This window comes from Micromonospora sp. WMMD754, from assembly GCF_049315235.1.
Taxonomy (GTDB): domain Bacteria; phylum Actinomycetota; class Actinomycetes; order Mycobacteriales; family Micromonosporaceae; genus Micromonospora; species Micromonospora sediminicola.
The window spans coordinates 6,663,028-6,688,138 of record NZ_CP186058.1 but is presented as its reverse complement, the minus strand read 5'-3'; the positions used below and the strand labels follow the sequence as shown (position 1 = coordinate 6,688,138).

The following is a 25,111-nucleotide window of genomic DNA, read 5'->3' as shown; positions in this document are numbered from 1 at the left end:
GCCGAGGCGCTGCTGCACCGCGGCGGCGGACGGATCGTGCTGGTGGCGCCGTTCCTGCCGGTGTTCAACGCGCTGTTGCCGCTGGCCGCCGGCGGGCTCCGGATGCCGTACCGGAGGTTCGTGACCTGCGCGGCGCTCGGCGCCACGCTCTGGGCCGGGCTCTACGTGGCACTCGGGCTGGCCGCGCGGACGCTGACCGTGCTGCTGCCCGGCGCGCCCGACCCGACGGTGCTCACCATGGCCGTCGGGCTGCTGCTGGCCGGGCCGGTGCTGCTCGGCGCCCGGCGCCGGCTGCGCGCGGTGACCGGCGCACCGGGCCGGGTCCGGCCGCCACGGGGGAGGCCGGACCCGGCGCGTTCACCAGCCGCGGGCCCGCCACTGCGGCAACGCCGCCCGCTCCGCGCCGATCGTGCTGTCCTTGCCGTGTCCCGGATAGAACCAGGTCTCGTCCGGCAGCCGGTCGAAGAGCTTGGCCTCGACGTCGTCGACGAGCTGGCCGAACCGCTCCGGGTCCTGGTCGGTGTTGCCGACCCCACCCGGGAACAGCGAGTCGCCGGTGAACAGGTGCGGGGTGCCGGCCGGGTCGCGGTAGAGCAGCGCGATCGACCCCGGCGTGTGCCCGCGCAGGTGGATGACCTCCAGCGCGCAGTCGCCGACGTCGACGGTGTCGCCCTCGCGCAGCGGCTCGGCGTCGATCGGCAGGCCCTCGGCGTCGTCGGCGTGCACCAGCGCGCGGGCGCCGGTCTTGGCGACCACCTCCTCCAGCGCCACCCAGTGGTCCATGTGCCGGTGGGTGGTCACCACCGCGGCCAGGCCGCCGTCGCCCACCAGCTCCAGCAGGCGGGGCGCCTCGTTCGCGGCGTCGATCAGCACCTGGTCGCCGGTGGCGTGGCAGCGCAGCAGATAGGCATTGTTGTCCATCGGGCCCACCGACAGCTTGCTGACGGTGAGCCGGTCGAGCTCGCGCACGGCCGGCGGGCCGCCGGGCGTGACGTCTCCGGTGTAGGTCATGACGGCGTTCAGATCCATTCCGGTGGGTTCGGCAGGGGACCGTCGGGGACGACGGTGAGCAGCTCGCCCGCGCCCCGGCCGGTCAGCCAGGCGGCGAGTTCCGGCGCGGGGCCGGTGACCGTGGGCGCCCCCTCGGGGTCACCCACGACGAGTTCGTGTGCGGCGCCGTCGACGCGCAGCACCATGGCCGGCGCGTCCGGGTTGCCGGCCAGCCCGGTCGTCACCTCGTGCAGCAGGCGCTGGGCGAAGGCCTCCGGCCAGTCCGCCGGGCGGTAGCCGGTCGCCAGGTCGACGTGGTGCACCTCGACCTCGCGCAGCCGGCCCCAGACCAGCAGCGCCGCCGGCCACGGACCGCGCCGGGCCTGCACCATGGCGCCCCACGCCTCGGCCGGCATCTGCGCCACCGCCGCGTCGAAGCGCTGGCCGCTGCGGCGCAGGTCGTCCAGCAGATCGGCCGGGCCCCGGCCGGCCCCCGCCTCGATGTCGGCGTTACGCGCCTCGACGGAGGCGTACATCGGGATCGGTTCGCCGGTGCGCGCGGCCGTGAGCAGGTTGACGAACCCGTCGGCGTTGCGGGCCAGGTGGGTGAGCACGTGCGCGCGGGTCCAGCCCGGCAGGAGCGAGGGCGCCGCGACGTCCGCGGCGGTCAGGCCGGCGACGGTACGCAGCAGCCGGTCGTTCGCCTCGGCCAGGTCACCGGTCAACAACAGGGGGTCACTGGTCATCTCGTTCTCACGGGTTCGACAGTAGCGGGCGGGAACCGGCCGCGCCGCCGGGGAAATCGCTTTCGGCGCGTCGGCGCGGCCCCTACCGTCGGGGCGAACGACAGCGGCTCGCGGCGGGAACGCGCCGGGTCGACGTCGTGCCGGACGCGGGCGCCGGGAGTCGGAGCGGAGGTGGTGAGCATGCCGGTCGAAGCACGCGTGTTCCGCCGTGAACCCCCTCGACACCGATGAGGACACCATGAACCTGGACCTGACCGCCCTCGGCTGGGACGCCGACTGGGCGACCCACCTCGATCGACGCGCCGACCACCGACCCGGGCGGGTGGCCCGGGTGGACCGGGGCGTGTGCACCGTGCTCCGCCCGGAGGGGCCGGTGCGGGCGAGCCTCGGCGGCGGCGTCCTCGCCGCCGCGGCCCGCGACCTGACCGCGTTGCCCTGCGCGGGCGACTGGGTGCTGCTCGCCACCTGGCCGGACGGCGCGGTCACGGTGGAGGCGGTGCTGCCGCGACGGACCGCGCTGGTGCGGCGCACCGCCGGCAAGGACGCCAGCGGGCAGGTGCTGGCCGCCAACCTCGACGCCGCCGCGGTGGTCGAGCCGGTGCACCCGGCGCCGGACGCCGCGCGGATCGAGCGGCTGCTCTCGCTCGCGCACGAGTCCGGCGCCGAGCCGCTGGTGGTGCTCACCAAGGCGGACCTGGCCGCCGACCCGGCCGCGGTGGCCCGGCAACTGGCCGACCTGGCGCCCGGGGTGCCGGTGCTGGCGGTCAGCGCCGAGCGGGGCACCGGCCTGGCGCCGCTGCGCCGGCACGTCGCCCCGGGACGCACCCTGGGCCTGCTCGGCCCCTCCGGGGCCGGCAAGTCGAGCCTGGTCAACGCGCTGGCCGGGGCGGACGTGATGCGGACCCAGGCGATCCGCCGGGTGGACGGCAAGGGCCGGCACACCACCACCTGGCGGTCGCTGGTGCCGCTGCCGGGTGGGGGAGCGGTGCTGGACACCCCCGGGGTACGCGCGGTCGGCCTGCTGGACGGCGTGGCCGGCCTGGACCGGGCCTTCGCCGACATCGCCGAGCTGGCCACCGGCTGCCGGTACGCCGACTGCGCGCACGACGCCGAGCCGGCCTGCGCGGTGCGGGACGCGCTGGACAGCGGCGAGCTGCCGGCGCGCCGCTGGGAGAGCTGGCGCCGGTTGCAGCGGGAGGTCGCGTACGAGGGCGGGCGTCGCGCGGCCCGGCTGGCCGCCGAGCGGCGGGGCGGGTGGCGTGGCGGGCGGCGGCGCACCGGGCGTCCGGCGACCCCGCCCGCGCCCGGCGCATTCTGAGTCGGCCCGGACCGGCCGGGCGGGGTTGGCCGCATCCCGCCCGACCGGTCTGAGCTGGGGGAATGTGCGCCCGACGGAAGTTGTCACACCTCGGGGCTAGAGTTGCCGGGGCGCCTTCCCTGCGCCTCGACAACCTGTGAGAACCGCCCAGACCTGACGTCTGGCGGACAGATCCGCCGCACATTCTTCTTCCGGGAGCACACGCACCGTGGCCGACCGTCTGATCATCCGTGGCGCGCGCGAGCACAACCTGCGTGACGTCAGTCTCGACCTGCCCCGGGACGCCCTGATCGTCTTCACCGGGCTGTCCGGTTCGGGCAAGTCGAGCCTGGCGTTCGACACCATCTTCGCCGAGGGGCAGCGCCGCTACGTCGAGTCGCTGTCGTCCTACGCCCGGCAGTTCCTCGGTCAGATGGACAAGCCCGACGTCGACTTCATCGAGGGCCTCAGCCCCGCCGTCTCCATCGACCAGAAGTCGACCTCACGCAACCCGCGCTCCACCGTCGGCACCATCACCGAGGTCTACGACTACCTCCGCCTGCTCTTCGCCCGCATCGGCGAGCCGCACTGCCCGATCTGCGGTGAGCGGATCTCCAAGCAGAGCCCGCAGCAGATCGTCGACCGGGTGCTCGCCATGGCCGAGGGCACCCGGTTCATGGTGCTCGCGCCGGTGGTGCGCGGCCGCAAGGGCGAATACGTCGACCTCTTCGCCGAGCTGCAGGCCAAGGGCTACGCCCGGGCCCGGGTCGACGGCGTGGTGCACCCGCTGACCGAGCCGCCGAAGCTCAAGAAGCAGGAGAAGCACACGATCGAGGTGGTCATCGACCGGCTCAGCGTCAAGCCGAGCGCCAAGCAGCGGCTGACCGACTCGGTCGAGGCCGCGCTCGGCCTCTCCGGCGGCCTGGTGCTGCTCGACTTCGTCGACCTGCCGGAGGACGACCCGGCCCGCGAGCGCCGCTACTCCGAGCACCTGGCCTGCCCGAACGACCACCCCCTGGCGATCGAGGACCTGGAGCCCCGGGTCTTCTCCTTCAACGCGCCCTACGGCGCGTGCCCAGAGTGCACCGGCCTGGGCACCAAGAAGGAGGTCGACCCCGAGCTGGTCATCCCGGACCCGGAGCGCTCGCTGCGCGAGGGCGCGATCCAGCCCTGGGCCACCGGGCACAACCTGGAATACTTCCTGCGCCTGCTGGAGGCGCTCGGCGAGGCCGAGCACTTCGACATCGACACGCCGTGGCGGGCGCTGCCGTCGCGGGCGCAGAAGACGATCCTGCACGGCTCCGACGACCAGGTGCACGTCCGCTACCGCAACAAGTACGGCCGCGAGCGCTCCTACTACACCGGCTTCGAGGGCGTGGTGCAGTGGATCGAGCGCCGGCACACCGACACCGAGTCGGAGTGGTCCCGCGACAAGTACGAGGGCTACATGCGGGACGTGCCCTGCGCCGCGTGCGGCGGCGCCCGGCTCAAGCCGGAGGTGCTCGCGGTCACCCTGGCCGGCAAGAGCATCGCCGAGGTCTGCAACCTCTCCGTCGGCGAGGCGGCCGACCTGCTGGCCGGCATCGAGCTGACCGACCGGCAGAAGATGATCGCCGAGCGGGTCCTCAAGGAGATCAACGCCCGGCTGAAGTTCCTGCTCGACGTGGGCCTCGACTACCTCTCCCTGGACCGCCCCGCGGGCACTCTCTCCGGCGGTGAGGCGCAGCGCATCCGGCTCGCCACCCAGATCGGCTCCGGCCTGGTCGGTGTGCTCTACGTGCTCGACGAGCCGTCGATCGGCCTGCACCAGCGGGACAACCACCGGCTCATCGAGACGCTGCTGCGGCTGCGCGGGCTGGGCAACACGCTGATCGTGGTCGAGCACGACGAGGACACCATCCGGGTTGCCGACTGGATCGTCGACATCGGTCCGGGCGCCGGCGAGCACGGCGGCAAGATCGTGCACAGCGGTTCGGTGCCGGCGCTGCTCGACAACGCCGAGTCGGTCACCGGGGCGTACCTGTCCGGGCGCAAGGTCATCCCGACGCCGGCCACCCGCCGGGCGCAGACGCCCGGCCGGGAGCTGGTGGTGCACGGCGCGCGCGAGCACAACCTGCGCAACCTCACCGTGAGCTTCCCGCTCGGCCAGCTCATCGCGGTCACCGGGGTCAGCGGCTCGGGCAAGTCGACGCTGGTCAACGACATCCTCTACACGGTGCTGGCCAACCAGATCAACGGTGCCCGGCTGGTGCCCGGCCGGCACACCCGGATCACCGGCCTGGAGCACGTGGACAAGGTCGTCGGCGTCGACCAGTCGCCGATCGGGCGCACCCCGCGTTCCAACCCGGCCACCTACACCGGGGTCTGGGACCACGTCCGCAAGCTCTTCGCCGAGACCACCGAGGCCAAGGTCCGGGGATACGGCCCGGGCCGGTTCTCGTTCAACGTCAAGGGCGGGCGCTGTGAGGCGTGCTCCGGCGACGGCACGATCAAGATCGAGATGAACTTCCTGCCCGACGTCTACGTCCCCTGCGAGGTGTGCAAGGGCGCGCGCTACAACCGGGAGACGCTGGAGGTGCACTACAAGGGCCGGACGGTCGCCGAGGTCCTGGACATGCCGATCGAGGAGGCGGCCGAGTTCTTCTCCGCCATCCCGGCCATCCACCGGCACCTGAAGACCCTGGTCGACGTCGGCCTCGGCTACGTCCGCCTCGGCCAGCCCGCGCCGACGCTGTCGGGCGGTGAGGCGCAGCGCGTCAAGCTCGCCTCCGAGCTGCAGAAGCGCTCCACCGGCCGCACCGTCTACGTGCTCGACGAGCCCACCACCGGCCTGCACTTCGAGGACATCCGCAAGCTGCTGATGGTGTTGGAGGGCCTGGTCGACAAGGGCAACACGGTCATCACCATCGAGCACAACCTCGACGTGATCAAGACGGCCGACTGGCTCATCGACATGGGCCCCGAGGGCGGTCACCGGGGTGGCACGGTGCTCGCCACCGGCACCCCGGAGGAGGTCGCCGAGGTTGCGGAGAGCCACACCGGCGAGTTCCTGCGGCCGATCCTCAAGCTCGACGGCGCGGCCAAGGGCGCCAAGGCCGCCACCACCCGGGCGGCCAAGGCCAACGGCGGGGCCAAGACCCGCGCCCGCAAGGTGCCGGCCGGGGCGCGCTGACCCACGGGCACGACGGACGGGGCCGGCGGTCCGGCCCCGTCCGTCATCCGCACAGACGCCCGTTTCGTGACGCGACAGTATGAACCGTGCCGGATCCTGGTGCGTGTTGCACACTGTGGCCCCGGAGCATGACCGGTGGCGACAGCCGAGAGAAAGGCCGGAGATGAGTGACGACCAGGTGCGGACCGGACCGGTCACCCAGACCCGTCGGACCCTGCTCGCCGGTGCCGGAGCCGTCGGCGCGGCCGTGGTGCTCGCGGGATGCGGCGACGACGACGCGACCCCGGGGCTGGCCCCGACCAGCGGAGGCCCACCCGGCGCCACCGCGACCGGCGACGCGGGCGGTGGCGACCGGGACAGCAGCGCGCCGTTGGCCCGCACCACCGACATCCCGGTCGGCGGCGGCGCGATCTACGCCAGCAAGGGCGTGGTGATCACCCAGCCCGAGGCCGGCCAGTTCAAGGCGTTCGACCCGATCTGCACGCACCAGGGGTGCCCGGTGTCGAACGTCGACGGTGGCACCATCAACTGCACCTGCCACAACAGCCGGTTCTCGATCAGCGACGGCTCGGTCAAGCAGGGCCCCGCCACCAAGCCTTTGGCCGCAAAGGAGATCAAGGTCGAGGGCGACCAGATCACGCTGGCCTGACCGGCATCCCGCCCTCCCGCCCGCCGCTCGCGGGCGGGGGCGCGGCGGCGGCCGGGTGTCGGGGGTGCGGACTAGGCTTGGTCCGTGGCTGACCCCTCAACCTACCGTCCCGCGACCGGCACCATCCCGGAGTTGCCAGGGGTCTACCGCTTCCGGGACGGCACCGGCCGGGTGATCTACGTCGGCAAGGCGCGCAACCTGCGCAGCCGGCTCAACTCCTACTTCGCCGACCCGGTCAACCTGCACCAGCGCACCCGGCAGATGGTCTTCACCGCCGAGTCGGTGGACTGGATCACCGTCGCCACCGAGGTGGAGGCGCTCCAGCAGGAATACACCTGGATCAAGCAGTACGACCCCCGGTTCAACGTCCGCTACCGCGACGACAAGTCCTACCCCTACCTGGCGGTCACCCTCGACGAGGAATATCCCCGCCTGCAGGTGATGCGTGGCGCCAAGCGCAAGGGCGTGCGCTACTTCGGGCCCTACTCGCACGCCTGGGCCATCCGCGAGACGCTCGATCTGCTGCTGCGCGTCTTCCCGGCGCGGACCTGCTCCTCGGGCGTCTTCAAGCGGGCCGGCCAGGTCGGTCGACCGTGCCTGCTGGGCTACATCGGCAAGTGCTCGGCGCCGTGCGTCGGCAGCGTCAGCGCCGAGCGGCACCGTGAGATCGTCGACGGCTTCTGCGACTTCATGGCCGGCCGCACCGACACCATGGTCCGCCGGCTGGAGCGAGACATGCTCGACGCCAGCGAGCAACTGGAGTTCGAGCGGGCGGCCCGGTTGCGCGACGACGTCGCCGCGTTGCGCCGGGCCATGGAGAAGCAGACCGTGGTGCTCGGTGACGGCACCGACGCGGACGTGGTCGCCTTCGCCGACGACCCGCTGGAGGCGGCGGTGCAGGTGTTCCACGTCCGCGGCGGTCGGGTGCGGGGCCAGCGCGGCTGGGTGGTGGAGAAGACCGAGGAGCTGACCACCGGTGACCTCGTGCACCACTTCTGCACCCAGGTCTACGGCGGTGAGCAGGGCGAGGCCGACGTCCCGCGCGAGCTGCTCGTCCCCGAGCTGCCGGGGGACGCGGAGGCGCTGGCCGACTGGCTCTCCGCCCGGCGGGGCAGCCGGGTGTCGCTGCGGGTGCCGCAGCGGGGCGACAAGCGATCGCTGCTGGAGACGGTCGAGCGCAACGCCAAGGACGCGCTCGCCCGGCACAAGCTCAAGCGGGCCGGTGACCTGACCACCCGCAGCCAGGCGCTCGACGAGATCGCCGACGCGCTCGCCATGCGCACCTCGCCGCTGCGGATCGAGTGCTTCGACGTCTCCCAGATCCAGGGCACCGACGTGGTCGCCAGCATGGTCGTGTTCGAGGACGGGCTGCCCCGCAAGAGCGAATACCGCCGGTTCATCGTGCGCGGCGCCACCGACGACCTCTCCGCCATGTCCGAGGTGCTGCGTCGACGGTTCGCCCGCTACCTGGACGCCCGGGCCGAGACCGGGGAGCTGGGCGAGGAGACCGCCGCCGACCCTGACCGGCCCGGCATCGACCCGACCACCGGGCGGCCGCGCAGGTTCGCGTACCCGCCGCAGCTCGTGGTGGTCGACGGCGGTCCGCCCCAGGTGGCCGCCGCCGCGCAGGCGCTCGCCGAGTTGGGCATCGACGACGTGGCACTGTGCGGGCTGGCCAAGCGGCTGGAGGAGGTCTGGCTCCCCGACGACGAGTTCCCGGTCATCCTGCCCCGCACGTCCGAGGCGCTGTACCTGCTGCAACGGGTACGCGACGAGGCGCACCGCTTCGCCATCACGTTCCACCGCCAGCGACGCTCCAAGCGGATGACCGAGTCGGCGCTGGACAGCGTCCCCGGCCTCGGCGAGGTCCGGCGCAAGGCGCTCCTGCGGCACTTCGGCTCGTTGAAGCGGCTGTCCGCGGCCACGGTCGAGGAGATCACCGAGGTGCCGGGGGTCGGCCGGCGTACGGCCGAGGCGATCCTGGCCGCGCTCGACGGCTCCGACGCCGCCACCCCGGCCGGGTGACGTAGACGGGAGCACCACCGGCCGCACGAGGACACCGGTGCGGCGCGTTCCGCGCTGCCTGGCGACGCGGTACGGCGGATGGCGCGCGGGCGGACGCCGGTGGCGGCATGGTCGTGGTGGGCGTGGTTGTCGTGGCGCGCGGCGTTGGGGTCGGTTGGTCGGCTCTCCCCTTGGCTGCCGGGTGTGTCGGCCTGACCAGGAGGCATGCGCTGACACGGATACCTCAGAGAGGCATATCTCTGACGCTCAGTCATGTCGGCGAAGAGGAGACATGCCCCTGGGTGGGACACGCGGTGTGAGGTGGCCTGCTGTCGGTGGCGTCGCGCGGCGCGATCCGCTCTCCCGCCAGCCGGCCGTCGAATGGCTGCGACCCGGGGTGTGATCGAGCCGGTGGCTCGATCGCCGCCCGCGTACCGAGGACGGATCGGGCACAGCCCGGCGCCCGCAGCACTCGCCCTCCGCAACGCCTTTCGACCTGATATCAGAAACGACTCGGGGGGCCGGTGCCCGCCCGCGGCCGAGAGCGTGAGTTGCTTCGGGGCGTCGGTGCCCGCGATGGGAGCGTGAGTTGCTTCGGGGCGTTGGTGCCTGCCCGCGAGGAGAGCGTGAGTCGTTGACGGCATCAGCTCGAGAGGCACCGTGACAGGGCGCTGCCCGCCCGTGCCGGGTGGTCACCAGACGCCCCCGTCGGTGGTGCCCGCCGGCCCTCAACTGCGTCGGGTGGGGTGAGCTGACGCCTTGCCCCAGGATCAACGCTCCACCCTCCGGCACACCCGAGATCTCGTAGGAAACGGCCCCGATCGGGGGCCGCTCCCTACCGATCTCGGGAACCGCCGACCAGAAGCGGGCGTCGGGCGCGGAGGTCGTCGACGGCGATGTGACCCGTGATGTCCGGTTCGGGCGAGCCGCCGCGTGCGGGGCTGCGTGCCAGGAGCCGTTTGTCCGGTTCGGCCGTGGTCGGCGCCACCGTGAGCGTGGAATCGGTGCCGGGGGTCAGGCGTTGTACCGGGTAGACCGCGCGCCCCCCGACCGTCGCGTCGGCAGGCCAGGCCCGGTCGGAATGGATCGGCCGCCACTGGTGGTTACACACCCCGACCCCGGCAGGCCGCCCGGTTGGAATGACCGGCCCCCGGCCGGTGGTTACATCCCCCTTGAGCCGCCCGTGCAGGCCACCCGCTGGCCGCCGGACAGGCGCCCCCGGGCCGCCGGGCTTTCAGACTTCCCCCTCTTCGCACGGCACCCCCGTGCCGTGTCCCCCCAACCCCCCCTTGGGAGGCACCATCATGGCTACCACCCTGCTGCGTAAGACCGTCCTGACCGCTGCCGGTATCGCCGCGACCGCCGGTGGCATCGCCGGCCCCGCGATCGCCGCCCACGCCAGCCCGGCCGAGAAGACCACCACCATGGCCGCCAAGAGCGGACACGGTGAGCGGGAACTCGACGTGCGCTACGAGGCCCAGCCCAACTTCTACTACTGCGGCCCCGCCGCCGCCCGCAACGCCATCAGCGTCCTGGGCAAGAACATCGACGTCGACGCCATGGCCCGCGAAATGGGCACCACCGAAGCCGGCACCAACAGCATCAACGACATCACCCCCGTCCTGAACAAGGAAACCGGCAAGCCCTACCGCTCCGTCGAAATCAAGAGCGGTAAGGCCGACGACAAGCAGACCGACACCCTGCGCACCGACATCGTGCGCACCATCGACGACGGCCGCGCCATCGTCGCCAACATCGCCGGCACCGCCACCGACACCGACGGCACCACCCACTCCTTCGAAGGCGGCCACTACATCAGCGTCATCGGCTACCGCGACAACGGCACCACCGTCACCATCGCCGACAGCGCCAACCCCAACACCGCCACCTACCGGATGAGCATCGACAACCTCGCCGACTGGATCGCCACCCGCGGCTACAGCACCAGCTGACCCACCAACACAGCAAAGGGCCCGACCCCACCACGGGGCCGGGCCCTTTCTCATCCGTCGGCGAGTACCGCGAGGATTCCCTCGCCGTACTTGGCGAGTTTGTTCTCGCCGACCCCGTTGACGCGGGACAGTTCGGCCAGCGAGGCCGGCGGCTCGGCGGCGATCTGGCGCAGGGTGGCGTCGTGGAAGATCACGTATGCCGGCACGCCCTGTTCCTTGGCGGTGGCCGCGCGCCACGCGCGGAGCCGCTCGAAGACCGGCGCGGCGGTGGGGGAGAGGTCGGCGACGACGGTGGCCGCGCCCCGGGGCTTCGCGGCCCGGCCGGACAGCGGCCGCTCCGGCTCCTTGCGCAGGGTGACGGTGCGCCGTCGGCCGAGCACGTCGGCGCTGGCCTCGGTCAGCGCCAGCGTGCCGTAGTCGCCCTCCACCGCGAGCAGGCCCTCGGCCAGCAGTTGACGCACCACGCCGCGCCACTCGGCGTCGCGCAGCTCGGTGCCGATGCCGAAGGTGCTCAGCGTGTCGTGGCCGTGCTGGTCGATCTTGTCGGTGTGCTTGCCGAGCAGGATGTCGATGCTGTGCCCGGCGCCGAACCGCTGGTTGCGTTCGCGGTCGAGCCGGTAGACGGTGGAGAGCAGCTTCTGCGCGGCGACCGTGCCGTCCCAGGACTCCGGCGGGTCGAGGCAGGTGTCGCAGTTGCCGCAGGTGGCCGCGCCGGACTCGCCGAAGTAGTCGAGCAGTTGGGCGCGGCGGCACCGGACCGTCTCGCAGAGCGCCAGCATGGCGTCGAGGTGGGCGGCGAGGTTGCGCCGGTGCGCCAGGTCGCCCTCCGACGTCTCGATCATCTTGCGTTGCTGCACCACGTCCTGCAGCCCGTAGGCCAGCCAGGCCGTCGAGGGCAGCCCGTCGCGGCCGGCGCGGCCGGTCTCCTGGTAGTAGCCCTCGACCGACTTGGGCAGGTCGAGGTGGGCGACGAAGCGGACGTCGGGCTTGTCGATGCCCATGCCGAACGCGATCGTGGCGACCATGACCAGCCCGTCCTCGCGCAGGAAGCGCTGCTGGTTGACGGCGCGGGTGCGCGCGTCCAGGCCGGCGTGGTAGGGCAGCGCCGGGATGCCGTTGGCGACCAGGAACTCGGCGGTCTTGTCCACCGAGGCCCGGGACAGGCAGTAGACGATGCCGGCGTCGCCCGGGTGCTCGTCGCGCAGCAGGCTCAACAGCTGGCGGCGCGGCTCCCGCTTGGGCACGATCCGGTACTGGATGTTGGGCCGGTCGAAGCTGGCCACGAAGTGCCGTGCCTCGGTGAGCCGGAGCCGGGTGGCGATCTCGGTGCGGGTGGCCCGGGTCGCGGTGGCGGTGAGCGCGATCCGCGGCACGTCCGGCCACCGCTCGTGCAGCATCGACAGGTTGAGGTAGTCGGGACGGAAGTCGTGCCCCCACTGCGAGACGCAGTGCGCCTCGTCGATCGCGAACAGGGCGATCCGGCCGCGCTCCAGCAGGCCGAGGGTGGACCGCACCGCGAGCCCCTCCGGCGCGAGGTAGAGCAGGTCCAGCTCGCCGGCGAGGTAGGCGGCCTCGACCCGGCGTCGCTCGGTGGGCTCCTGGGTCGAGTTGAGGAAGCCGGCCCGGACGCCGACCGCGGTGAGCGCGTCGACCTGGTCCTGCATGAGCGCGATCAGCGGGGAGACGACCACCGCCACGCCGTCGCGGACCAGCGCCGGGATCTGGTAGCAGAGCGACTTGCCGCCACCGGTGGGCATGAGCACCAGCGCGTCGCCGCCGGCCACCACGTGCTCGACGACCTCCTGCTGGAAGCCGCGGAAGGCGTCGTAGCCGAAGACCCGGCGCAACACCCGCAGCGCGTCCTCGGTCCGCTCGTCGGTGGGGGAGACCATCCGCGCAGTCTACGAGCGCCCGCCGACAACGCCTCGTCCCGCGCGGGCGTGTGGCGGGTACGGGTACCCCGACAAATCGGGCAACCGCCTGTTCCGGTGGTCACCCCGTGGAATCCCGGGCGGGGTCGTAGCCGTTAGAGTCGGCGACTGACCATGCGCGGCCGCTCGGCCGCGGCGCCACGGCTGGGGGTAGCGGGTGAGCGAGGCGCGAACGGCGGGAGAGCTGGTGCCGACCGACACGGAGACGGTGCCGGTGCGGCCGGCGCCGACCGAGGCGGACACCTCCCTGGTGGTGGTGACCGGCCTGTCCGGCGGCGGGCGCAGCACGGTGGCGCGGGCGCTGGAGAACGTCGGCTACTACGTGGTCGACAACCTGCCCCAGGCGCTCCTGCTCGACATGGCCGAGCTGGCGTTCAAGGCCGGCGGCGCGGCCCGGCGTACGGCGATGGTGCTGGACGTGCGCTCGCGCGCCTTCTCCACCGACCTGGCCGGGGCGATCCGGGAGCTGCGCGAGCGTGGCTTCTCTCCCCGGGTGGTCTTCGTGGACGCCGACGACGAGGTGCTGATCCGGCGGTTCGAGAGCGTGCGCCGCTCGCACCCGTTGCAGGGCGACGGGCGGCTGGCCGACGGCATCGCGGTGGAGCGGGCGCTGCTGGAGGAGGCCCGCGACCAGGCCGACGTGATCATCGACACCAGCCACCTGAACGTCAACCAGCTGCGCCGCCGGGTGGAGGAGCTGTTCGGCGGGGAGGACGCCCGCCGGCTGCGGATCACCGTGCTGTCGTTCGGCTTCAAGTACGGCCTCCCGCCCGACGCCGACTTCGTGATGGACGCGCGCTTCCTGCCGAACCCGTACTGGGTGCCGGAGCTGCGGGAGCACACCGGCCGGGAGGAGGCGGTCAGCGCGTACGTGCTGGGCCAGGAGGGCGCGGACGCGTTCGTCGCCGGCTATGCCGACCTGGTCAACGCCACCACGGCCGGGTTCGAGCGGGAGGGCAAGCGCTACCTGACCGTGGCCGTCGGTTGCACCGGCGGCAAGCACCGCAGCGTGGCGATCGCCGAGGAGTTGGCCGCCCGGCTGCGCCGCTCCGGCATCGCCGCCAACGCGCAGCACCGGGACCTGGGGCGGGAATGACCCCGACCAGGGTGGTCGCGTTCGGCGGCGGGCACGGTCTCTCGGCGTCGTTGCGGGCGCTGCGGCACTGCGTACCCGGACTGGACCTGGACATCACCGCGGTGGTCACGGTCGGTGACGACGGCGGCTCCAGCGGCCGGCTGCGCGCCGAGCGCGGCGGCCTGCCCCCGGGCGACCTGCGCCAGGCGCTGGTCGCCCTGGCCGGGGACCACCCGGCCACCCGGCGCAGCGCGGCGCTCTTCCAGCACCGCTTCGCCGCCAGCGCGCCGGCGCCGACACCCGCCGCGCCGGTCGCGTCGGGCGCGGGTGATCCGCTGGTCGGCCACGCGGTCGGCAACCTGCTGCTGCACGGGCTGACCGAACTGCTCGGCGACCCGGTGGCCGCGCTCGACCACGCCGGCGCCATGCTCGGCGCGGTCGGCCGGGTGCTGCCGATGTCCCGCCAGCCGGTCGGCATCGAGGCCCGGGTGCGCGGCGTCGACCCGGCCCACCCGGACGAGGTGCGCACCGTGCGCGGCCAGCACCAGGTGGCGGTCACCTCGGGCACTGTGGAGTCGCTGCGACTGACCCCGGCCGCGCCGGCCGCGTGCGCCGAGGCGGTGACCGCGGTACGCGCCGCGGACTGGCTGATCTTCGGGCCCGGCAGCTGGTACACCAGCGTGCTGCCGCACCTGCTGGTGCCGGGCCTGGCCGACGCGATCGTGTCCAGCCCGGCCCGCCGGCTGGTGACGCTGAACCTGGTGGCCGAGAAGGAGACCTCCGGGCTCTCCCTGCCCGACCATCTGGACACCCTGCGGCGCTATCTGCCCGAGTTGAAGGTGGACATGGTGCTGGCCGACTCCACGGCGGTGGGTGACCCCGCGGCGGTCGAACGTGCGGCAGAATCGCTGGGTGCCCGGCTGGTCCTCGCCCCCGTCGCCGTCACCGACGGCACGCCCCGTCATGATCCGGCCGCACTCGGCGCCGCACTGGTGCCTGTCCTGGGCGCCGATCGTTAGACACGTACGTAATCACCGGCGACACGCCGGAACCGGTCCTGAGGGGGCGCTGGAATGGCGATGACGGCTGCGGTCAAGGACGAGCTGAGTCGGGTCGACGTGCCCAAGCCCTGCTGCCGCCGGGCGGAGATGGCGGCCCTGCTGCGCTTCGCCGGCGGCCTGCACATCGTGTCGGGTCGCGTCGTGGTCGAGGCGGAGCTGGACACCGGCGCGGTGGCCCGCCGGCTGCGGCGGGAGATCGCCGAGGTCTACGGCTACCCGAGCGAGATCCACGTGCTCGCCTCCGGCGGCCTGCGCAAGGGCAGCCACTTCATCGTGCGGGTGGTCAAGGACGGCGAGGCGCTCGCCCGGCAGACCGGCCTGCTGGACGTGCGCGGCCGCCCGGTGCGGGGCCTTCCGCCGCACGTGGTGGCGGCCAACGTGTGCTGTGCGGTGTCGGCCTGGCGGGGCGCGTTCATGGCGCACGGCTCGCTGACCGAGCCGGGCCGCTCCAGCGCGCTGGAGATCACCTGCCCGGGGCCGGAGTCGGCGCTCGCGCTGGTCGGCGCCGCCCGCCGGATCGGCATCACCGCGAAGAACCGCGAGGTGCGCGGCGTGGACCGGGTGGTGGTGAAGGACGGCGACGCGATCGCCGCGCTGCTCACCCGCATCGGCGCGCACTCCAGCGTGCTGGCCTGGGAGGAGCGTCGGGTACGCCGGGAGGTGCGGGCCACCGCCAACCGGCTGGCCAACTTCGACGACGCGAACCTGCGCCGCTCGGCCCGTGCCGCGGTGGCCGCCGCCGCCCGGGTCACCCGGGCGCTGGAGATCCTCGCCGACGACGCCCCCAACCACCTGACCTCGGCCGGGCGGCTGCGGCTGGAGCACCGTCAGGCCTCCCTGGAGGAGTTGGGCGCGCTCGCCGAGCCGCCGCTGACCAAGGACGCCATCGCCGGCCGGATCCGCCGGCTGCTCGCGCTGGCCGACAAGCGGGCCCGCGACCTGGGCATCCCGGATACGGAAGCGGCCGTCACGCCCGACATGCTCGTGGTCTGATAGGACCGGTGAGGCGTCGAGCTGCGAGGGGGATCACCACCCGGCGCAGCACGGCGGCGCGCGCTCGGATAAGGTCGCTGCGTACGGCAAGGGGGCCGGCAAAGGCATCCCTCGCCGTGCTCACCGCCTCGGGCGGTCTGGTCTCCTGGGACCGCGGCGGGGTGGCCGAGATGAACCGTCAACGGCCGGCTCCACCGGTCGGCGAACAATCTCCGCCGGCCGGGCTCCGACGCCGGCGGACCAGAACGCGAGGAGATGGGACCTGTGACCATCCGGGTTGGCATCAACGGCTTCGGCCGGATCGGCCGTAACTTCTTCCGGGCAGTGCTGGCGTCCGGCGCTGACATCGAGATCGTGGCGGTCAACGACCTGACCGACAACGCGACGCTCGCGCACCTCGTCAAGTACGACAGCATCCTGGGCCGTCTCCCGCACGAGGTGAAGGCCAGCGCCGACGAGATCACCGTGGGTGGCAAGGCCATCAAGGTGTTCGAGGAGAAGGACCCCGGCAAGCTGCCGTGGGGCGAGGTCGGCGTCGACGTCGTCATCGAGTCCACCGGCTTCTTCACCGACGCCACCAAGGCGAAGGCGCACATCGACGGCGGGGCCAAGAAGGTCATCATCTCCGCGCCGGCGAAGAACGAGGACGTCACCGTGGTCATGGGCGTCAACCAGGACCAGTACGACCCGGCCAAGCACAACATCATCTCGAACGCGTCCTGCACCACGAACTGCCTGGCCCCGATGGCCAAGGTCCTGCAGGACACGTTCGGCATCACCAAGGGTCTGATGACCACCATCCACGCGTACACGCAGGACCAGAACCTGCAGGACGCGCCGCACAAGGACCTGCGTCGGGCCCGGGCCGCCGCACTCAACATCGTGCCGACCTCGACCGGCGCCGCGAAGGCGATCGGCCTGGTGCTGCCGGAGCTGAAGGGCAAGCTGGACGGTTACGCGCTGCGGGTGCCGATCCCGACCGGCTCGGCCACCGACCTGACCGTCGAGGTCGGCCGGGAGACCACCGTGGACGAGGTCAACGCCGCGCTGAAGGCCGCCGCGGAGGGCCCGCTCAAGGGCGTCCTGGTCTACAACGAGGACCCGATCGTGTCCGCCGACATCGTCACCGACCCGGCGTCGTGCATCTTCGACGCGCCGCTGACCAAGGTGATCGGCAACCAGGTCAAGGTCGTCGGCTGGTACGACAACGAGTGGGGCTACTCCAACCGCCTCGTCGACCTGGTCAAGCTGGTCGGTTCCTCGCTGTGACAGGGATCCGCAACCTCGACGACCTGCTCGCCGAGGGGGTGTCGGGTCGGCGCGTGCTGGTGCGCGCCGACCTGAACGTCCCGCTCGACAAGCAGACCGGTGAGATAAACGATCATGACTCCGCCTCCGCGCCGCAAGGCGGCGCTCCGGACGGAGTAAGGATCGCCGACGACGGCCGGATCCGCGCCGTCCTGCCGACGCTGAGCGCGCTGGTGCAGGCCGGCGCGAAGGTGGTCGTCTGCTCGCACCTGGGCCGCCCGAAGGGCGCGCCGGACCCGCAGTTCAGCCTCCGTCCGGTCGCCGGCCGGCTCGGTGAGCTGCTCGGCGCCCCGGTGCACTTCGCCGAGGACACCGTCGGCGACTCGGCCCGCTCGACCGTGGCGGAGCTGGCCGACGGCCAGGTCGCCCTGCTGGAGAACCTGCGTTTCAACAAGGGCGAGACCAGCAAGGACGACACCGAGCGGGGCGCCTTCGCCGACCAGCTCGCCGCGCTCGGCGACGTGTACGTGGACGACGCGTTCGGCGCCGTGCACCGCAAGCACGCCAGTGTGCACGACGTGCCGGCGCGGCTGCCGCACGTCGCCGGCCGCCTGGTGCTGCGTGAGGTGGAGGTGCTCAGCCGGCTCACCGGCGACCCGGAGCGGCCCTACGTGGTGGTCCTGGGCGGCTCGAAGGTCTCCGACAAGCTGGCCGTGATCGAGGCGCTGCTGCCCACTGTCGACCGGCTGCTCATCGGCGGCGGGATGTGCTTCACCTTCCTCAAGGCCCAGGGCCACGAGGTGGGCACCTCGCTGCTGGAGGCGGAGATGGTGGACACCTGCCGCAACCTGATGGAACGCGCCCCGGGCAAGATCATGCTCCCGGTCGACGTGGTGGCCGCGGACGCCTTCGCCCCGGACGCCGCGCACGACACCGTGCCGGCCGACGGCATCCCCAGCCACCGGCTGGGGCTGGACATCGGCCCGGAGACGGTGGCCGGTTTCGCCGCCGCGCTGTCGCAGGCGAAGACCATCTTCTGGAACGGCCCGATGGGCGTGTTCGAGATGGCGGCGTTCGCGAACGGCACCCGCGGGGTGGCCGAGGCGATCACCAAGGCCGACGCGTTCAGCGTGGTCGGCGGCGGTGACTCGGCGGCGGCGGTGCGGGCGCTGGGCCTGGACGAGTCCTCGTTCGGGCACATCTCCACCGGCGGTGGCGCCTCCCTGGAATACCTGGAGGGCAAGACCCTCCCCGGCATCGCGGCCCTGGAGAACTGAATGGCGAGCACCACCCGCCGGCCGCTGATGGCCGGCAACTGGAAGATGAACCTGAACCACCTCGAGGCCAACCTGCTGGTGCAGAAGCTGGCCGCGAGCCTCAACGAGAAGCAGCTCACCGACGTCGAGTGCGTGGTGCTGCCGCCCTTCACCGACCTGCGCACCGTGCAGACCGCGGTGGACGGCGACAAGCTGCTGATCGGCTACGGCGCGCAGGACCTGTCGCCGTTCCAGTCGGGCGCCTACACCGGTGACATCGCCGGGCCGATGCTGGCCAAGCTGGGCTGCGGCTACGTGGTGGTCGGCCACTCCGAGCGGCGGCAGTACCACTACGAGGACGACGCGCTGGTCAACGCGAAGGTAGCGGCGGCGCTGGCGAACGGGCTCACCCCGATCCTGTGCATCGGCGAGGGCCTGGAGGTGCGCGAGCAGCTCCGTCAGGTGCCGCACTGCTGCGACCAGCTCGACGGCGCGCTGAAGGGGCTCACCGCCGAGCAGGTCACCAAGGTCGTCGTGGCGTACGAGCCGGTCTGGGCGATCGGCACCGGCAAGACGGCGACGCCGGAGGACGCCCAGGAGGTGTGCGGCGAGGTGCGCAAGCGGCTCGTCGAGACCTACGACGAGGCGACCGCGCAGCAGGTCCGGATCCTCTACGGCGGGTCGGTCAAGTCCTCGAACGTCGCCGCGATCATGGCGCAGCCGGACGTGGACGGGGCCCTGGTCGGGGGCGCCAGCCTGGACGCCGAGGAGTTCGCGAAGATCTGCCGGTTCCCGGAGCACACCGCCCGCTGATCGCTCGCTATCCTTGACGCTGCCCGTCCAGTGGTCGGTGCCGCCGTGCCCGACAGGTCCGGGCAGTGATCGTAACGAGAGGACTGACCCCCGCCATGCCGATCTGGTTCGCCTACACGATGATCACGCTGCTGGTCATCACGAGCGTCCTGCTCACCCTGCTGATCCTCCTGCACCGTGGCAAGGGCGGCGGTCTGTCGAGCATGTTCGGCGGCGGCGTCAGCTCCAGCCTGGCCGGTTCGTCCGTGGCCGAGAAGAACCTCGACCGCTACACCGTCCTGGTGGGGATCGTCTGGTTCGCGTGCATCGTCGGGATCGGGCTCTGGCTCCGGCTCCAGATGAGCAGCGGCACCTGAGCGAGCGCCGAGAAGCGTACAATCTGCGCGCGGTCCGTCACGGACCGCGCGCAGTTTTGTTTCTCCGCCCGTCGCCCGGCGCCGACCCCCTCCGGCGCCGGTCCCCTCCGACGACAGGGAGCGAGCAACCGTGCCCAGCAACAACGTCATCCGCGGCACCCGGATCGGGTCCGCCCCCGAGCGTTTCGACCAGCGCACCGAACCGGCGCCGCGCCGGCCGGTCGTCTACTGGTGCCGCCACGGGCACCGGGTCGAGTTCCTGATCGCCGCCGAGGCGGAGACGCCCGCCTCGTGGGACTGCCCCCGCTGCGGCGAGCCGGCCGGCCCCGACCCGGGCAACCCGCCGGGCCGCACCCGCGCCGAGCCCTACAAGACCCACCTGGCGTACGTGCAGGAGCGGCGCACGCCGGAGGAGGGGGAGGCGCTGCTCGCCGAGGCCCTCGCCGCGCTGCGCCGCCGTCGCGGCCGCGCCTGAGCCCAGGTGTTAAGAAGGGGCCCCTTCTCTACCGGAGGCGTTAAGAAGGGGCCCTTCCTTACCGCTCAGCGGAGGCTGCGCGCGCGGGGCGGCACGTCGGCCGCCGCCGCCCGGTCCAGCAGCCAGAGGGTACGGGAGACACCCCGCACCCCCGCCGCCGGCAGTTGCCGGGACCCGGCCCCGGCCAGCGCCATGCCCACCGCCCGCGCCTTGTCCGCCCCGGCGGCGACCAGCCACACCTCCTCGGCCGTGTTGATCGCCGGCAGCGTCAGCGTGGTCCGCACCGGCGGCGGCTTCGGACTGCCCCGCACCGCGCTGACCGGGCGGTTGTCGTGGTGCACCGGGTGCTCCGGGAACACCGACGCCACGTGCCCGTCCTCGCCCACGCCGAGCATCAGCACGTCGAAGTGGGGCAGGGTGGCGTGCCCCGGCCGGGCGGCGGCGGCCAACTCCCGCGCGTACCCGGCGGCGGCCGCCTCCGGGTCGTCGCCGGCCGGACCGTCCGACGCCGGCATCGGGTGCACCCGGGCCGGGTCCAGCGGCACCGCGTCCAGCAGCGCCGCCCGGGCCTGGGTCTCGTTGCGCTCCGGGTCGCCGGCCGGCAGGAACCGCTCGTCGCCCCACCACACGTCGACCCGGGACCAGTCCACGGCGTCCCGGGCGGGCAGCTGCCCGACCGCCCGGTAGACCGCCGCGGCGATCCGCCCGCCGGTCAGCACCACCGACGCCTGGCCCCGCTCGGCCTGCGCGTCGAGCAGCTTCACCACCAACCGGGCCGCCACCGCCTGCGCCAGCAGGTCGGGGTCGGCGTGTACGGCGACACTCGCCTCAGTCATCCGTGTGCTCTCTGTCCGACCGCCCCGCGGCGGTCACCTGTGCTGTCCGACCGCCCGGTCCGGGCGGTCACTCGTTCGCGGTCGCGCCCGCGTGCGCGGTCACGCCGGCCTCGGCCCGTCGCGCGGTCGCCGGGTCCTTCCACACGTGCACCCGCTGCGCCGGGCGCTGGTCCAGCCCGGCCAGGCCGGCCGCCGCGCCGAGCGCCTCGGCGTACACCTGGTCGGCGTCGAGCCGGCGCAGCTCCTCGGCCAGCTCGTCGCCGAGCGGCCGACGGACCAGCGGCAGCGTCCGGTCCTCCTGCCCGGTGCGGCGGAAGACGGCGATGCTGTCGTCCCGGGTCAGCGTCAGCTCGTCGCCGTTGGCGCAGCGCAGCTGCACCTCCCGCATCCGCGGGAACTCGTCGGTGTGCTCCCAGGCCGGGTCGATGCCGAGGCGGGCGTTGAGCCAGCCGCGCATCAGTGCCGCCGTGGGGTCGGTGCGGGGCGCCACCACCGTCGCCTCGGTGACCCGGGCCTGGGTGGTGTCGAACGCGCCCGCGACGAGCGTGCGCCACGGGGTGATCCGGGTCCAGGCCAGGTCGGTGTCGCCCGGGGCGTAGTCGTGGGCCCGCTGCTTCAGCGCGGCGATCGGGTCGGCGGCCTGCGCCGAGTCGGTGATCCGCCGGTCGGCCACCACGCCGAGGAAGTCGGTGGCGATCTCCTCCGGCGGCTCGCCGTGCCACCAGGTCACCACCGGCACGTCCGGCACCAGCAGCGGCATCACCACCGACTCGGCGTGCAGCGCGAGCCGGCCGTACATCCGGGTCACCACCGCCTCGCACGGCCCGAGCCGGCCGCCGACGACGATCTCCGCGTCCAGCCGGTTGCGGTCCCGCTCGACGTCGGAGCGGACCACCACGAGCAGCCGGCAGGGGTGCGCGGCGGCGGCGATGGTGGCTGCCGCCTCGGCCTCCCGGACCCGCTTCTCGTCCACCACGACGATCAGCGTGAGCGCCATGCCGCTGGCCACCCCGCCCGCGCTGCGTCGCTCCGCGGCCAGCGCCTTGACCACCTCGTTGCCGGTGGTGTCCCACAACCCGATCATGCTCTTCTCCAAGCCCGGCCCTCGCGGGCCAGCATCTCGTCGGCGGCCCGGGGGCCCCACTCGCCGGCCCGGTACGGCTCCGGCTTCGTGCCCTCCCAGGCGTGCTCCAGCGGGTCGACCACCTGCCAGCTCTGCTCGACCTCGGCGGCGTCGGGGAACAGCGTCCGGTCGCCGATGAGCACGTCCAGCACCAGCCGCTCGTACGCCTCCGGGCTGGACTCGGTGAACGCCTCGCCGTACTGGAAGTCCATCGCGATGTCGCGGACCTCCATCGTGGTGCCCGGCACCTTGGAGCCGAACTTCAGCACCACGCCCTCGTCCGGCTGCACCCGGATGACGAGCTGGTTGGGGCCGAGGGACTCCATGTCCGCGGCGTTGAACGGCAGGTGCGGCGCCTTCTTGAACATGATGGCCACCTCGGTGACCCGGCGGGGGAGCCGCTTGCCGGCCCGGATGTAGAACGGCACCCCGGCCCAGCGCCGGTTCTGGATGCCCAGCTTCACCGCCACGTACGTCTCGGTGGTGGAACCCTCCGGGACGCCCTCCTCCTCCAGGTAGCCCTTGGCCCGCTCGCCGCCCACCCAGCCGGGCAGGTACTGGCCGCGCACGGTGTCCCGGGAGACGTCCCGGGGGACCGTGATGGCCTTGAGCACCTTGAGCTTCTCGGCCCGGATCTCGTCGGCGTCGAAGCTGGTCGGCTCCTCCATGGCCACCAGCGCGAGCAGCTGGAGGAGGTGGTTCTGGAGCACGTCGCGGGCGGTGCCGACGGAGTCGTAGAACGCGGCCCGGGTGCCGATGCCGACGTCCTCGGCCATGGTGATCTGCACCGAGTCGACGTACTTGGAGTTCCACAGCGGCTCGAACAGGTTGTTGGCGAACCGCAGGGCGAGGATGTTCTGGACCGTCTCCTTGCCCAGGTAGTGGTCGATCCGGAAGACGTCCTGGCTGGTGAAGACGTCGTCGACCAGGTCGTTGAGCGCCTTGGCCGACGGCAGGTCGTTGCCGAACGGCTTCTCCACCACCACCCGACGCCAGCCGCCGGACTTCGCGTTGTCCGCCATGCCGGTGCGGGCGAGCTGCTTGAGCACCACCGGGAAGGCCGCCGGCGGGATGGAGAAGTAGAAGGCGGCGTTGCCGGCGATGCCGTGCGAGTCGCGCAGCTCGTCCAGCGTGCCGGCGAGCTGGTCGAACGCGGCGTCGTCGTCGAACGAGCCGCCGACGAACTTGATGTTGCCGGCCAGGCGGGCCCACACCTCCTCCCGCCACGGGGTGCGGGCGTGCTTCTTGGCCGCGTCGTGGGCGACCGACTCGAAGTCCCCGTCGCCCCAGTCCCGGCGGGCGAAGCCGAGGACCACGAAACCGGGCGGCAGCAGCCCCCGGTTGGCCAGGTCGTAGACCGCCGGCAGCAGCTTCTTCCGGGCCAGGTCCCCGGTGACCCCGAAGATCACCAGGGCGCACGGCTCGGGGATCCGCGGCAGCCGCCGGTCCTGGGGGTCGCGCAGTGGGTTCACCGGGCCACCTCCTCCTGCATCTCGGTCGGTCGATTCCAGGTCATTGATCGTCACGTGCGTGTCCGTCCGGCCGTATCCAGCAGTTGGGCGACGCCCGCCGCCCGCTCGGTCAGGTGCAGTCGCAGCACCGGTCGCTCCCGGCCGGCCAGGGCCCGCCGGTCCCCGGCGGCCCGGGCCGCCTGAAGTTCCGCGAAGGTGTACGGGCGACCGGGCACCGGCAGATCATCGGTGACCGCACCGGTGATCAGCAGGTGCCGGCCGCGCGCGTCGGTGACGCCCGGGCGACGCGACCCCCACCCGAGGGTGACCGGTCGACCGGTGGCACGGGCCAGCAGCGGGCGCAGCCCGGTCACCGCCGCGTCGGCCCGCCGGTCGAGGTAGGCGGTCACGGCGAGGTGCTCGTCCTCGCCCAGCCCGGCGCAGAGCCAGCGGAGCGCGCCGGCCAGGTCGGCGGGCGCGCCGGTCGGGGCGTACACCTCGATCGCGCCCTCGACGGACGACGGCGGCCCGGCGTCCGGCGCCGGCTCGTCGTCGCCGGCCGGGTCCGCCGGCTCGGCGAACGGGTCGACCCGCAGCGCCGCGGCGGCGACCGCGGCGGCGTACTCCCAGGTGAGGAAGTGGGCGCCGAGCGGACCGTTGACCGCGACGTCGGCGTCGACGCCGGGCCCGACGCCCGCGCCGAGGGCCCCGCCGAGGCCGACCGTCAGCACGCCCGCCCCGGTGGCGCCGGGAGCGTCGGGGGACTCCGCCGCCACCGGCAGCACGCGCCCGCCGGTCGCCGCGGCGAGCAGCGCGGCGGCCCAGTGGCGCAGCCCGTCGAGGCCGGTGCCGTCGGGCACCAGCGCGACGGTGGCCCGACCGTGCTCCGCCGCCCCGGCCAGGGCCGCGCCCAGCGCCAGGCCGGGATTGTCCCGGTCCCGGTCGAGCGCGCCGGCCAGCGCCGCCGCCTCGTCCAGCAGTTCGATCACCGGCGCGCCCGCGAGCGCCGCCGGGACCAGGCCGAACGCGGTGAGCGCGGTCCAGGGCCCGGCCACCTCCGGATCGGCCGGGATCACCACCGCGCCCAGCTCGTCGGCGAGCGCCTCCAGCGGGGAGCCGGGCGCGGTGACCACCACGACGTGCCGGGCGGCCTCCGGCCCGGAGTCGTCCCAGGCCGCCCGCCAGACCCGTAGGTGCGCGTCGGCGGTCCGGTCCAGGCCGTGCCGCGCGGCGAGCACCAGCACGGTACGCGCCGGCCGGTCGGCCACGGCCGCGCGGACCGGGCCCGGGTCGGCGGTGTCGAGGACGGTCAGCGGCCGGTCCAGGCAGCCGGCGATCACCTCGGCGGCGAGCGTCAGGTCAGCGTCGCCGGCGAGCACCACGTGGTCCAGGTCGCCCAGCTCGGCGGTCAACTCGGCGAGTTGGGGGAGCAGGTCGCGGCTGCGGCAGTGGGTGTCCAGCCAGCCGAGCCGGGCGCGCGCCGCCGCTTCGGCCCCGGGGCCCCAGAGGGCCGGGTCCTGGGCGGCCAGCCGCGCGGGGACGTCGTGGGCGACCAGCGCGGCGCGCGCGGACCGGTCGACCGCGTCCGCGCCGTGCACGGCCAGGCCGGCGGCGATGTCCGCCGGCCCGGCCAACAGGTCGCTCACGGTGCTACCTCAGCTCGCGACTGCGGGGCTCGCAGGC

Annotated in this window: 20 protein-coding genes and 1 pseudogene; 14 read left to right on the top strand and 7 right to left on the bottom strand. The window is 73.3% G+C overall.

The features are described from left to right. Nucleotides 1-375: pseudogene (locus ACN27B_RS31205) on the top strand (DedA family protein); the annotation flags it as partial. Here the strand turns inward: ACN27B_RS31205 and ACN27B_RS31200 are convergent. Continuing rightward, nucleotides 358-1,011 (bottom strand): MBL fold metallo-hydrolase, encoded by a 654-nt coding sequence (locus ACN27B_RS31200; RefSeq protein ID WP_099165009.1) that lies wholly within the window; start codon nt 1,009-1,011, stop codon nt 358-360. The pseudogene ACN27B_RS31205 and the gene ACN27B_RS31200 sit on opposite strands and share 18 nt — an antisense overlap. 8 nt (nt 1,012-1,019) lie before the next feature. After that, on the bottom strand, nt 1,020-1,736 hold the full coding sequence (locus ACN27B_RS31195) for a maleylpyruvate isomerase family mycothiol-dependent enzyme (protein WP_099164378.1): 717 nt from the start codon (nt 1,734-1,736) through the stop codon (nt 1,020-1,022). Between the two features lie 238 nt (nt 1,737-1,974). Here ACN27B_RS31195 and rsgA point away from each other — a divergent pair, with 238 nt between their 5' ends. The 5 genes from rsgA (at nt 1,975) to ACN27B_RS31170 (ending at nt 10,810) form a co-directional block, all read left to right on the top strand. Further along, entirely contained in the window at nt 1,975-3,054 is a 1,080-nt protein-coding gene (gene rsgA, locus ACN27B_RS31190) for a ribosome small subunit-dependent GTPase A (RefSeq protein WP_422742903.1), read from the top strand. 208 nt (nt 3,055-3,262) lie between these two features. Continuing rightward, the gene (gene uvrA / locus ACN27B_RS31185; RefSeq protein ID WP_099164379.1) at nt 3,263-6,205 is read left to right on the top strand and encodes an excinuclease ABC subunit UvrA; all 2,943 of its coding nucleotides are present in this window, start codon (nt 3,263-3,265) and stop codon (nt 6,203-6,205) included. A 163-nt stretch (nt 6,206-6,368) separates the two neighbouring features. Then, entirely contained in the window at nt 6,369-6,854 is a 486-nt protein-coding gene (locus ACN27B_RS31180) for a Rieske (2Fe-2S) protein (protein WP_099164380.1), read from the top strand. An 84-nt stretch (nt 6,855-6,938) separates the two neighbouring features. After that, a complete protein-coding gene (uvrC, locus tag ACN27B_RS31175; RefSeq protein ID WP_099164381.1) occupies nt 6,939-8,879 on the top strand; it encodes an excinuclease ABC subunit UvrC in 1,941 nt (646 codons plus the stop codon). Nucleotides 8,880-10,162: 1,283 nt separating this feature from the next. Then, entirely contained in the window at nt 10,163-10,810 is a 648-nt protein-coding gene (locus tag ACN27B_RS31170; RefSeq protein WP_422742851.1) for a C39 family peptidase, read from the top strand. A gap of 50 nt (nt 10,811-10,860) precedes the next feature. Here the strand turns inward: ACN27B_RS31170 and recQ are convergent, their stop codons facing one another. Next, on the bottom strand, nt 10,861-12,702 hold the full coding sequence (recQ, locus tag ACN27B_RS31165; RefSeq protein ID WP_099164382.1) for a DNA helicase RecQ: 1,842 nt from the start codon (nt 12,700-12,702) through the stop codon (nt 10,861-10,863). 226 nt (nt 12,703-12,928) lie between these two features. Between recQ and rapZ the strand changes: the two genes are divergently transcribed. The 8 genes from rapZ to ACN27B_RS31125 all read left to right on the top strand — a co-directional run bounded on the left by rapZ (nt 12,929) and on the right by ACN27B_RS31125 (nt 20,018). After that, nucleotides 12,929-13,837 carry an RNase adapter RapZ gene (gene rapZ / locus ACN27B_RS31160; protein WP_371682253.1) on the top strand — a complete coding sequence of 303 codons (909 nt, stop codon included), beginning with the start codon at nt 12,929-12,931 and terminating at the stop codon, nt 13,835-13,837. Then, a complete protein-coding gene (locus tag ACN27B_RS31155) occupies nt 13,834-14,835 on the top strand; it encodes a gluconeogenesis factor YvcK family protein (protein WP_281593175.1) in 1,002 nt (333 codons plus the stop codon). The genes rapZ and ACN27B_RS31155 overlap by 4 nt, the downstream gene beginning before the upstream one ends. 54 nt (nt 14,836-14,889) lie before the next feature. Further along, nucleotides 14,890-15,870 carry a DNA-binding protein WhiA gene (whiA, locus tag ACN27B_RS31150; RefSeq protein ID WP_018788213.1) on the top strand — a complete coding sequence of 327 codons (981 nt, stop codon included), beginning with the start codon at nt 14,890-14,892 and terminating at the stop codon, nt 15,868-15,870. A gap of 264 nt (nt 15,871-16,134) precedes the next feature. Beyond that, nucleotides 16,135-17,139, top strand: coding sequence for a type I glyceraldehyde-3-phosphate dehydrogenase (gap, locus tag ACN27B_RS31145; protein WP_099164384.1), 1,005 nt, complete (start codon nt 16,135-16,137; stop codon nt 17,137-17,139). Nucleotides 17,140-17,144: 5 nt separating this feature from the next. After that, nucleotides 17,145-18,395: a phosphoglycerate kinase gene (locus tag ACN27B_RS31140; protein WP_099165012.1), complete on the top strand. Its 1,251-nt coding sequence runs from the start codon at nt 17,145-17,147 to the stop codon at nt 18,393-18,395. Further along, nucleotides 18,396-19,187, top strand: coding sequence for a triose-phosphate isomerase (gene tpiA / locus ACN27B_RS31135; RefSeq protein WP_098748182.1), 792 nt, complete (start codon nt 18,396-18,398; stop codon nt 19,185-19,187). A 95-nt stretch (nt 19,188-19,282) separates the two neighbouring features. After that, the gene (secG, locus tag ACN27B_RS31130) at nt 19,283-19,543 is read left to right on the top strand and encodes a preprotein translocase subunit SecG (RefSeq protein WP_099164385.1); all 261 of its coding nucleotides are present in this window, start codon (nt 19,283-19,285) and stop codon (nt 19,541-19,543) included. Nucleotides 19,544-19,673: 130 nt separating this feature from the next. Then, nucleotides 19,674-20,018 carry an RNA polymerase-binding protein RbpA gene (locus ACN27B_RS31125; RefSeq protein WP_091573402.1) on the top strand — a complete coding sequence of 115 codons (345 nt, stop codon included), beginning with the start codon at nt 19,674-19,676 and terminating at the stop codon, nt 20,016-20,018. Between the two features lie 65 nt (nt 20,019-20,083). Here the strand turns inward: ACN27B_RS31125 and pgl are convergent, their stop codons facing one another. From pgl to ACN27B_RS31105, 4 genes are all read right to left on the bottom strand, one after another. Beyond that, complete coding sequence (gene pgl, locus ACN27B_RS31120) at nt 20,084-20,854, bottom strand: 6-phosphogluconolactonase (protein WP_098748183.1); 771 nt, start codon at nt 20,852-20,854, stop codon at nt 20,084-20,086. 67 nt (nt 20,855-20,921) lie between these two features. After that, nucleotides 20,922-21,938, bottom strand: coding sequence for a glucose-6-phosphate dehydrogenase assembly protein OpcA (locus tag ACN27B_RS31115; protein ID WP_091573404.1), 1,017 nt, complete (start codon nt 21,936-21,938; stop codon nt 20,922-20,924). Then, complete coding sequence (zwf, locus tag ACN27B_RS31110; protein ID WP_099164387.1) at nt 21,935-23,449, bottom strand: glucose-6-phosphate dehydrogenase; 1,515 nt, start codon at nt 23,447-23,449, stop codon at nt 21,935-21,937. Before zwf ends, ACN27B_RS31115 begins: the two co-directional genes overlap by 4 nt. A 50-nt stretch (nt 23,450-23,499) precedes the next feature. Next, nucleotides 23,500-25,074: a glucose-6-phosphate isomerase gene (locus tag ACN27B_RS31105; RefSeq protein ID WP_422742895.1), complete on the bottom strand. Its 1,575-nt coding sequence runs from the start codon at nt 25,072-25,074 to the stop codon at nt 23,500-23,502. Between the last annotated feature and the right edge of the window lie 37 nt (nt 25,075-25,111).